General features: G+C 64.3%; 13 protein-coding genes. 5 read left to right on the top strand and 8 right to left on the bottom strand.

The genetic code is table 11. The features are described from left to right. Positions 1 to 96 precede the first annotated feature (96 nt). Both AC5RWX_RS27220 and AC5RWX_RS27215 read left to right on the top strand, forming a co-directional pair. Positions 97 to 507, top strand: a complete 411-nt coding sequence (locus AC5RWX_RS27220) for an ABC transporter ATP-binding protein (protein ID WP_494099384.1) — start codon at positions 97 to 99, stop codon at positions 505 to 507. Positions 508 to 669: 162 nt separating this feature from the next. Next, positions 670 to 1,485: an MBL fold metallo-hydrolase gene (locus AC5RWX_RS27215; protein ID WP_494099383.1), complete on the top strand. Its 816-nt coding sequence runs from the start codon at positions 670 to 672 to the stop codon at positions 1,483 to 1,485. Positions 1,486 to 1,559: 74 nt separating this feature from the next. Here the strand turns inward: AC5RWX_RS27215 and AC5RWX_RS27210 are convergent, their stop codons facing one another. Further along, complete coding sequence (locus tag AC5RWX_RS27210; protein WP_494099382.1) at positions 1,560 to 2,072, bottom strand: DoxX family protein; 513 nt, start codon at positions 2,070 to 2,072, stop codon at positions 1,560 to 1,562. 98 nt (positions 2,073 to 2,170) lie between these two features. On the opposite strand from AC5RWX_RS27210, the gene AC5RWX_RS27205 reads away from it, so the two are divergent. Next, complete coding sequence (locus AC5RWX_RS27205; protein WP_494099381.1) at positions 2,171 to 2,752, top strand: TetR/AcrR family transcriptional regulator; 582 nt, start codon at positions 2,171 to 2,173, stop codon at positions 2,750 to 2,752. Positions 2,753 to 2,817: 65 nt separating this feature from the next. Here the strand turns inward: AC5RWX_RS27205 and AC5RWX_RS27200 are convergent, their stop codons facing one another. The 4 genes from AC5RWX_RS27200 to AC5RWX_RS27185 form a co-directional block, all read right to left on the bottom strand. After that, the gene (locus AC5RWX_RS27200) at positions 2,818 to 2,979 is read right to left on the bottom strand and encodes a hypothetical protein (RefSeq protein ID WP_494099380.1); all 162 of its coding nucleotides are present in this window, start codon (positions 2,977 to 2,979) and stop codon (positions 2,818 to 2,820) included. Next, positions 2,976 to 3,209 carry a helix-turn-helix domain-containing protein gene (locus AC5RWX_RS27195; RefSeq protein WP_494099379.1) on the bottom strand — a complete coding sequence of 78 codons (234 nt, stop codon included), beginning with the start codon at positions 3,207 to 3,209 and terminating at the stop codon, positions 2,976 to 2,978. Before AC5RWX_RS27195 ends, AC5RWX_RS27200 begins: the two co-directional genes overlap by 4 nt. Continuing rightward, positions 3,209 to 3,658: a DUF2975 domain-containing protein gene (locus AC5RWX_RS27190; RefSeq protein ID WP_494099378.1), complete on the bottom strand. Its 450-nt coding sequence runs from the start codon at positions 3,656 to 3,658 to the stop codon at positions 3,209 to 3,211. Before AC5RWX_RS27190 ends, AC5RWX_RS27195 begins: the two co-directional genes overlap by 1 nt. Positions 3,659 to 3,816: 158 nt before the next feature. Further along, entirely contained in the window at positions 3,817 to 4,110 is a 294-nt protein-coding gene (locus AC5RWX_RS27185; protein ID WP_494099377.1) for a hypothetical protein, read from the bottom strand. Positions 4,111 to 4,229: 119 nt separating this feature from the next. On the opposite strand from AC5RWX_RS27185, the gene AC5RWX_RS27180 reads away from it, so the two are divergent. Continuing rightward, entirely contained in the window at positions 4,230 to 4,871 is a 642-nt protein-coding gene (locus tag AC5RWX_RS27180) for a maleylpyruvate isomerase family mycothiol-dependent enzyme (protein ID WP_494099376.1), read from the top strand. A 103-nt stretch (positions 4,872 to 4,974) separates the two neighbouring features. Here the strand turns inward: AC5RWX_RS27180 and AC5RWX_RS27175 are convergent, their stop codons facing one another. Beyond that, the gene (locus tag AC5RWX_RS27175; RefSeq protein WP_494099375.1) at positions 4,975 to 5,823 is read right to left on the bottom strand and encodes an SGNH/GDSL hydrolase family protein; all 849 of its coding nucleotides are present in this window, start codon (positions 5,821 to 5,823) and stop codon (positions 4,975 to 4,977) included. Positions 5,824 to 6,105: 282 nt separating this feature from the next. On the opposite strand from AC5RWX_RS27175, the gene AC5RWX_RS27170 reads away from it, so the two are divergent. After that, a complete protein-coding gene (locus AC5RWX_RS27170) occupies positions 6,106 to 6,942 on the top strand; it encodes an SGNH/GDSL hydrolase family protein (RefSeq protein WP_494099374.1) in 837 nt (278 codons plus the stop codon). Between the two features lie 17 nt (positions 6,943 to 6,959). On the opposite strand, the gene AC5RWX_RS27165 is transcribed toward AC5RWX_RS27170, so the two are convergent. Together AC5RWX_RS27165 and AC5RWX_RS27160 are read right to left on the bottom strand one after the other, a co-directional pair. After that, entirely contained in the window at positions 6,960 to 7,667 is a 708-nt protein-coding gene (locus AC5RWX_RS27165; protein WP_494099373.1) for a spherulation-specific family 4 protein, read from the bottom strand. A 349-nt stretch (positions 7,668 to 8,016) separates the two neighbouring features. After that, on the bottom strand, positions 8,017 to 8,442 hold a 426-nt coding region (locus tag AC5RWX_RS27160; RefSeq protein ID WP_494099372.1), incomplete at its 5' end, for a hypothetical protein.

Below are 8,442 nucleotides of genomic sequence, written 5' to 3'. Positions count from 1 at the left end.
CGGTAGCCGGTGGGGCTGACTCCAACGCCTGGCAGAAGGCGGCGCTGTAACTTACCTCGCCGGCGATGGCGGCCGTGGTTGCGCTGCTGGGGCCAAATGACAGGCCTGACCGGGTTCGAAAATGCGATGCCTCATGAACTCTCCGGCGGCATGCAGCAGCGCGTCTCACTCTGCCGGGCCCTTCTCCACGAGCCCGATGTGCTGCTCATGGACGAACCGTTCGGTGCCCTAGACGCATTGACGCGTGAGCGCATGAACATCGAGCTGCATCGGATCTGGCGCGACACCGGCACCACAGTCATCCTGGTGACCCACTCGGTGGCCGAAGCCGTGTTCCTGGCCAACCGCGTTGTGGTGATGAGCCCCCGCCCTGGCCGCATCCTCGAAACCCTCGATGTGCCGTTGGGCAACAACCGCGACTACGGCGAAACGATGGAGAACCCGGACTTCGTCAGGATATCTGCGCGGATCCGGGACCTCCTCGGAGCAACCCACGCTGCAGACTGAGCAGCCAGTTCCTAAAAGGCGTGACGTACGACGGCGGCACGTGCCGCCGTCGTACGCGTGCCGCCGTCGTACTCGCCCTGCCTCCCTGGAACTCCAAGGGCCGGTGGGTACAATCGACGCCTAGATGAACGCACACTGCTTTGCCGGAGGTACGGAGAAACAATGTCGGAATGGCTCGAAGTCGGCGCGGACAACTATGTGCTGGTCACCGAAGGATCGCTGCTGAACACCGGACTGATCGTCGGATCCGAGCGGGCCATGGTCATTGATACCGGTTGCGGGCCCCGGCAGGGGCAGGAGATCCTGGACGCGGTGCGGGAGAAGACCCAGCTGCCGCTCGTCGTCGTCAATACCCACGCCCATTACGACCATTTCTTTGGTAACGCCGTGTTCGCGGCAGCGGGCGCCACCGAATTCTGGGCCCACCAGAACTGCGCCAGGGAGATCAACGAACGCGGGGACCTCCAGCGCCGCTTCGTGGGGACGCTGGAACCGGAGATGTCCACCGGCGAAGGCCAGAACGTGGAACTCGTGGTCCCCAACGCCATCGTCAAGGACCAGCCTGTGCTGGTAGACCTGGGTGGGCTGACCGCCACCTTGTTCTACCTGGGCCGTGGCCATACTGACGGCGACCTGCTGGTGGGCACCCCCACCACCCTGTTCGTGGGAGACCTCGTGGAGCAGGGCGCCCACCCGTCCTTCGAAGACTCGTATCCGGAGGAGTGGGCGGACGCGCTCCGGCACATCTCAGCGCTGCGCCACCGGTACGAGTTCCTGATCCCCGGGCACGGGAAACCATGCAGCGACCAGTTCGTCAGGACCATGGCAAACACCATGACCACGGCGGTACGCCAGGCCCAGCGTTCCATCCGCGAAGCCCCCTCCGACGCCACCAAGGCCATCCCGGTCCTGCCCTACGGGCCGGAGCAGTCGCGCTGGTTCATCAAGCGGCTCCAGGAGACCCGCCGGGAGCACTAGACGTACTGACCCGCGGGCTTACGGCGTCCAGCATCGGAAGGTATTCGATGGTGGACGCCGCTGCCGGTTGTGCCTTACTGGTGTGGTTCCCCGGCCCGCAGTGGCGGGCGGTTAGATGCTGACCGGTGGCGGTTCAGCGTCCTGGTGTAGGGGAGTGCCACTGCAATCGCGGCGGCGATGAAAACCAGCTGCATCAGCGTCCGCGGCAGGAGCGCAGTGGCTGGAGCCCCGTTAACCGTGAGGCCGGCCAGTGCGGCGTAGACGTTCGCCGGGAACATGGCCACCATAAGCAGGGCCAGTCCTGCGGCTGCCCACGGCGCCGTCCGGCGGAGGAGCAGGCCAGCGGCCCCCAGCAGTTCCAGTACGCCCGTGAGCGTGACCAGCAGTTCCGGGTAGGGCAGGGCGGGCGGCACCATGGCGACAAGGTCTCCGCGCATGTGATTGAAGTGTGCCGTCCCCGTGACAACAAACATTGCCGCCAGCCCGCCACGCAGGCTGGTGTGCCAGGACCGCAGTCCCCTGATGCCGGCAGCGCCGGCGGCGCGCAGTAGGAGGGTGACGGCCAGGAGGGTAATGAGGGGTGCCATGATGCTTCCTTTCAGGTGCATCGATTTAATCTTGACACTGACTAGATTACTCCGAACCCCTGACTTGTCAATGGCTAGATGGGCGTTAGGCTTGGTTCATGAGCACCCAGGGGACCTACCATCACAAGAACCTTCCGGCGACGATCATCAGTGCTGCCCTCGATGTCATCGCGGAGTCCGGACCTTCGGGACTGAGCCTGCGGGATCTGGCCAGGCGGGTCGGGGTGTCCCATGCCGCTCCCGCACACCATTTCGGCGACAAGGCAGGTCTCTTAACCGCAGTCGCGGTGCAGGGTTTTGGGCTTCTGGCGGACGCGCTGGCTGAGGCGCAACGGCAAACCGGCGACTTCCTGGAGGTGGGTGTAGCCTACGTCGGCTTCGCCGTCGGGCACCCCGCGCACTTCGCCGTGATGTTCCGGCCGGAGCTATACCGGGCAGATGACCCGGAACTCATCAATGCGAAGGTGCGGGCGGGTGAGTCCCTCCACCGGGGGGTGGCGCCGTTCACTGCCTCGGAATCAGATGCGGCGGCAGAGGAGGCTGCGCTGGCGGCCTGGTCACTGGTCCACGGCTTCGCCACGCTCTGGCTGAGCGGCAGCCTGCCTCCCGGCCTGCCGGCCGACCCGCGGGAAGCTGCACGGGGCGTTGCCTCGGTTTTGTTCTCCGGCGAACGTCAGTAGCGCCTTCCGCTCAAAAGGGTGGGCTGGCGGGCGCGGGGAGAGTTGCGGCCGCCCCGGGTGGGGCCTTATCGACGGCGGTCCTTCCGCACCGCCCTGACGCGGAGTATGGCTGCGCATGCCACAAGCACCGCCCCGATGCCCTGCAGGCCCGGGGAATCGTCGGCACCGCCGAGCACGAAGAGGGTTACGCCGAGCGCCACGACGAGGAGTGAGCCCACCCAGCTCACGGGTTGTCCGTCCGGTCGAGCGCAGGGTCGTCGACCCACTCGAGCAGGTCGCCCACCTGGCAGTCCAGGACCCGGCACATGGCGTCCAGGGTGCTGAAGCGGACCGCCTTGGCCCGGCCGTTTTTCAGCACCGCTACATTGGCAGGAGTTATCCCGACCCGCTCGGCGAACTCCCCGACGCTCATCTTGCGCTTGGCCAGTTCCACGTCGATGCGCACCACGACGGCCATCAGATTACCTCGTCCATGTCGGCCCGCAGTGACGTCGCCTGCCGCAACAGATCCCGCATCACCACAATCAGCAGAACCAGCACCGCACCGATCAGCGTGACGCCGATCAGCAGGGCAGGGGTCCCGGGGTCACGCAGCTCGGGGGTGAAGTAGATGTACGCAATGAGCGAACCGGCCATGACCGCCAGCAGCAGCCATGCCACGATGAAGGCCCACACGATTGCGTCAACCCACCGCAGCGAGGCCGTGGTGAAGATTCGGTCACGCTGGACCAGGGTCAGCAACCGCCAGATGCAGACGATGACAACCTGCAGGCACAAGGCTTCCAATTCTGAGAACAACAGCAGTGGCCATCGCCAGGGGTCCATTTCCGGCCCCTCCTCGGTGGTGAAGAGAAATTCGCCGGGGAATGACATGACCTGGGCGACCAGCAGCCCGAGGAATACCATGACTAGGAGGATCCGAAGTGGGAGGACCAATCGACTTACGATAGACATAGCTCCATAGTTCAGCTTTTTCTATCGATAGTCAATATATGTTCGGGCGCATGTAATGACCTCCTGTGGAACGTCCCCAGCAGAAGAAAGCCCCCGCTCCTGCTCTCCGCCTACACCACCGCTGGTGGCTCATGCCTGCCGTCAGCAGCCAAAAGGGCATCGAGCTGGGCGGACTGGTGTGCTTGAAAAGCCTTGTCCGCGTTGGCGTTTGTACTGGCAAGGATCGGTATGTCAAGGCTGGCATTGCATCCTCGGCAGCGGATCTCATCTGTCCACACCCAGCTGTACGCCGCATGCTGTGCCCGTACCTGTTGCATCGCTGTGGTAATTGCTTCTGTCTTGGCTGCAAAGTGCGCTGCGTCCTCGTTGCTGAGGCTGCTGCCAATTCCGATGTCGATGCTCATCGTGCCTCTTCCGTTGTCCCCAATGGTGGAGTTGACAGTAATGCGTGATGCGCGCTGAAGGAATGACCGGAAGGTCACGGTTGCCTAACCCTTCTCTGTGACAGTGATTGAATGTAGCCGTGAAGCCATTGAAGAACGGGGTCCTCTGGGCGGCGGTGCATGCTGAAAGGGCGGCACTCGCCGAAGACCTGGCTGGCCTGAATGAAGATCAGTGGGTTGAACCGTCGTTGTGCGGGCAGTGGGTGGTTGAGGAGGTCGTCGCCCACCTGACTGCAGCCGCGAGCATCGGCTCGTTCCGCTGGATTGGAAGCATCCTCGCGGCCCGGTTCAACGCCGAGCTCCACAACCAGCGCCGTTTGGAGGAACAGCGTGGCGCCAACCCCAGCGAAACCCTGAGCCGGTTCCGGAACGTTATTGGAAGCACCAAGGCGCCGTCTAAACACACAGCGGCATGGCTGGGCGAAGTTGTTGTGCACAGCCAGGACATACGCCGACCTCTCGGGCTCCAACGAATCCCGGCAGCCGATGCTGTCACTGCTGTGGCGGAGTTCTACGCGGCCCGGGATTTCGCTGTGAACAGCCATTCCACGGTGAAGGGTCTTCGCCTGGAAGCGACGGACGGGCCCTTCCAATTCGGTTCCGGACCGCTGGTCTCCGGGACAACCCTGGCACTGACAATGGCCATGGCCGGCCGTGAAATCTACTGCGATGACTTGGCGGGGGACGGCGTCGCAACGATAAGGTCCGGCTACGCCCACTAAGTTTTCAGACAGGCGGTACTACTCCGGGGGCTGACGACGGCGGCGCACGCCCGCCGTCGTACGCCTCCTTCTGGTGCGGCGCTCGGTTGTGCCGGGCGATTTATTAGCGCCGAAGCGCCCGGATTCCCGCCTCGTGGACGATGGCGGCATAGTAGCCCTTGGCATAGCCCTCGGCCGTCGGGTGGAAGTTCACGCCGCCCAGCGGGTCCGCCGGATCGAAGACGATCCAGGGACGGGGCGAGCCGACGCCGTGCCCGGCGAACTCGTCGGTAACATCCACATACACGGTCCCGGGTGACTTCCTGGCCGCATCCCTGATGACCTTGTTCAGTGTGTCCGTGCCCTTGTTGAAGACCTTTGCGGCTTCGTCGGTGATGAACCGGTTGTCCCGGAATTTGGGGGAGAAGAGGTGCGGGTACCCCAGCGCTACGATCGTTGCGTTGGGTGCCTCGGCACGGATGGCTGAATAGGCATCAACGAGGGCCGGGTGGACCTCAGTCTCGGCAACGGACTCACCGGCTTTGACGGCTGCCTTGCAGTCCTTTATGGAGTGCAATAGGCAGGCTTTGAGCACGTCCAGGAACTTGACGTCATTCCCGCCGGCGGTAATGGTGACCAGGTCCGTTTCTGCGTTCAGCCGCCCGGCAGCCGACGCCACTTGGACCTGAATGGGCACCATGGCGGCGGTCCAGCCCGAACAGGCGGCGTTGGCGGTGAGCCCGACGTCGCCCCGCTTGTCCAGCACGTCCACGTAGCCGGGTGATGCCTGGAAACACGGTTCCGGATTCCCCGGACCAGCTGGGTAGAGCGTGGCCGTCCTGACGTTAGGCGCTCCGATGCCCGAGGTATAGGAGTCCCCCAAAGCTACGTAATCCAGCGGTTCGGAGTCATGTGCAGCAGCTGCCGGAGAGGGTATGGAGCTGGCCAGCAGTCCGGCGACGATGACGGCCAAGGTCCCTCGGCGTACAGCAAAACCACTCCGGTCAACTCGTGCGGGCTCTGTTTCTCGAGGCGATTGTTTCTTCATGGTTCTTCTCCCGCCAAGTTTTATCAGGCGTCCCAACAAGCGACTGACGTATCTGTGAAACGACCCTCCTAGAGCTACCTCCCGCGGTGTTACCGCGGCGTTACCAGCCCGGGCAAGGCGCATGAACCCGATCGAGCGTTGTGCCGAGGCGTACGACGGCGGTGCCTGGGGCCGTCGTACGAAATGCGGGGCCGGTAGGATGTGCCGGTGACCAGAAACGGCGTGCGGCGCAGGATAACCAGGCAGGAGTGGATCCAGTACAGCGCACTTTTCGTGCTGGCAGTGCTCGCCTTCGGGGTAGCCGCCATCGCCCTGATGGGTCCTCGCGGTGCGGGCGAAGCCGTCCCCGTGCCAGCTGGTTCGCCCGCGGCCACACCGACTGCTACCGCAGCCCCGGCTCCGACACCCACGGCGACGGCTACAGCCCAGCAGCCGGGAATTGAGCTGCCCGCCGAGCCCGTCCTCCTTATTCTTGGTGATTCGTACACTGCCGGCGTTGGAGCAGGTCGCCCCGACCAAGGCTGGGCCAACCTCGTTGCCGGGCAGCTCGGACACCCCACCAACATCAGCGGGGTTCCCGGAACCGGGTTCGCCTGGGGCGGCGGGGCGCAGGACGAGCTGGCTGGTGAGTACGAAGTCCGGCTGCGGGACATCGCTGCCAACCCCGCCTTCGTGCCCAACATCCTCATTCTTCAAGGCGGACAGAACGACTCCCAGATCCCCAACCCCGATGAAGTTGAAGCTGCCACGGCGCAGACCATCGAGGCGGCCCGCAGGTTCTGGCCCGGCGTCCAGGTGGTAGTGCTTGGGCCGTCGGCACCGCAACCGTTCGCTGAGGAACTGCGCGGCGTGAACAGCGCCGTCCGCGCTGGTGCCGCAGCTGCCAGCGCTCCGTACATTGACGCCCTCGAGGCCGGCTGGTTTACCAGCGCCAACAGCCCAAATTTCGACTTCGACGGCGGGCACGTCAACACGGCCGGCCACGCTTACATCGCTGAGAAGTTCCTGGAGTCCTGGGCCAGTTTGATCCAGGAGCAGTCCTAGCAGTTGCCGGACGTCCGCTAGAACATGGCTGCTTCCAGCTGGCCCAGCCAGTATTGCGGGAGGCGGTCATACGGATTCGGCTTTGCGTCATCGGTCACGTACACCTTGTCGGCTCCGTACTCGCGGGCGCGGTCCACCACGTCGCCCAGCCGGTCCTGCGAGGCACCGATGACGATGTGCCACACCTCCGAGCTCGTCTCGGTGCGGAGCCAGTCCGGGGGCGTCCGCCTGTTGAAGTATGCCTCCACCGAATCCTCGAACGTCACAACGGCATCGGCGAACTCGAAGTAGCCACGGTCGGGGATCAGCCCCGGGTTGAGCACCACGATCCCTCCGGCTTCGTGAACGGTGAGGGCGTAGGCCGCATAGGTGCCCACCTTCTCTGGAATGGATGCTGCTTCGTCCAGGAAGATGTTGTCGACGCCGTACCACTCTCCCCAGCGGTCGATTTCCGAGGAAACGGCCGCGGGGTCACGTTCGCCCCACCCTGTGGAGACATAGCCCAGGACCCTGACGCCGGCATCGCGCAGGGTCCGGATCAACTGGACGTACGGTTCGGACACCGCGGCCCCGGGTCCGCTGTCCGGGTTGACGATGACATCGCGGACCTGCGGAGCGGCTTCCATCACGGACTGCCAGTACGCTGAGTCGCTCGGATTCACGTAGGCGGGGACGGCGATGCCCAGCTCGCCCACCTCGGCTGGCGGGACCGGTGGCGGTGGCACAGGCTTGTCCACACCGCATCCAGCGACCAGACAGAGCAGGGCAGCCCCCAAAAGGGTGGCAACCGGCCGCCACACCTTGGGCCGTATGTTCCGGACGGTATTGCTGGTGTCAGGCATTCATGCCGTCCAATCCGTGTTTTTCCCCGGGCAGGTAGAGAGCATCATAATGCCGCAGCCCTGAAAAAGCCTGTGAGGCTGGAGGAACAGCAGACTCGGGAATGCCCCTGACTGCGAAAGTACGACGGCGGCTGCGCGCCGCCGCCGTAGGCGCTGTTAGGGTCACCCCATCCCAGCAGGACCGGCCCACGTGCCAGGGGCACCGGTCCTGCCGTCGCAGTGGACGATGAGGCTAGCGAACAAACCGTCCTGCAAGACGCTTTGCAGCTGTCAGGGAAGGCTTCCGCCTGAGCAGCTTTTGACCGGCCTGCGAGAGCAGTGCGATGCCCTGGCCAAGGCGGTCCGGATGTCCTGCCTGCTGGCTGAGCTCGCCCTGAAGCCATTCACTGTGTTGGGCCAAAGTGCCAATGGCTACTTCATTGCTCGCGTTGAGGCGTGCCGCCTCCTGGCTTTCACCCGGTTCCAGGACCAGTGAGAAGTTGCTGTTCACGATGGGGAGGGGGGTGACTGCCTCCGGCATGGAGCCGCCGTCCAGGACGGCCGCGAGCGTGTCCCACCAGCTGTCATGGAACGCGTCCAGTTTTTTGCCGTGCTGTTGAAGGTGGTCCCGTATCTCCGTCCGTGGTCCGATGACGGAGTTGACCCACTTGGTGTCGTC

This window comes from Arthrobacter sp. SPT-J7, from assembly GCF_059089965.1.
Note: the sequence above shows the minus strand (reverse complement) of the source record. Positions and strands in the feature narration are given on the sequence as shown.

Coding starts and splice junctions, on each gene's coding strand:
- AC5RWX_RS27220 (WP_494099384.1), top strand. CDS start 97: ATGACAGGCCTGACCGGGTTCGAAAATGCGATGCCTCATGAACTCTCC.
- AC5RWX_RS27215 (WP_494099383.1), top strand. CDS start 670: ATGTCGGAATGGCTCGAAGTCGGCGCGGACAACTATGTGCTGGTCACC.
- AC5RWX_RS27210 (WP_494099382.1), bottom strand. CDS start 2,072: ATGGCACCCCTCATTACCCTCCTGGCCGTCACCCTCCTACTGCGCGCC.
- AC5RWX_RS27205 (WP_494099381.1), top strand. CDS start 2,171: ATGAGCACCCAGGGGACCTACCATCACAAGAACCTTCCGGCGACGATC.
- AC5RWX_RS27195 (WP_494099379.1), bottom strand. CDS start 3,209: ATGGCCGTCGTGGTGCGCATCGACGTGGAACTGGCCAAGCGCAAGATG.
- AC5RWX_RS27190 (WP_494099378.1), bottom strand. CDS start 3,658: ATGGTATTCCTCGGGCTGCTGGTCGCCCAGGTCATGTCATTCCCCGGC.
- AC5RWX_RS27185 (WP_494099377.1), bottom strand. CDS start 4,110: ATGAGCATCGACATCGGAATTGGCAGCAGCCTCAGCAACGAGGACGCA.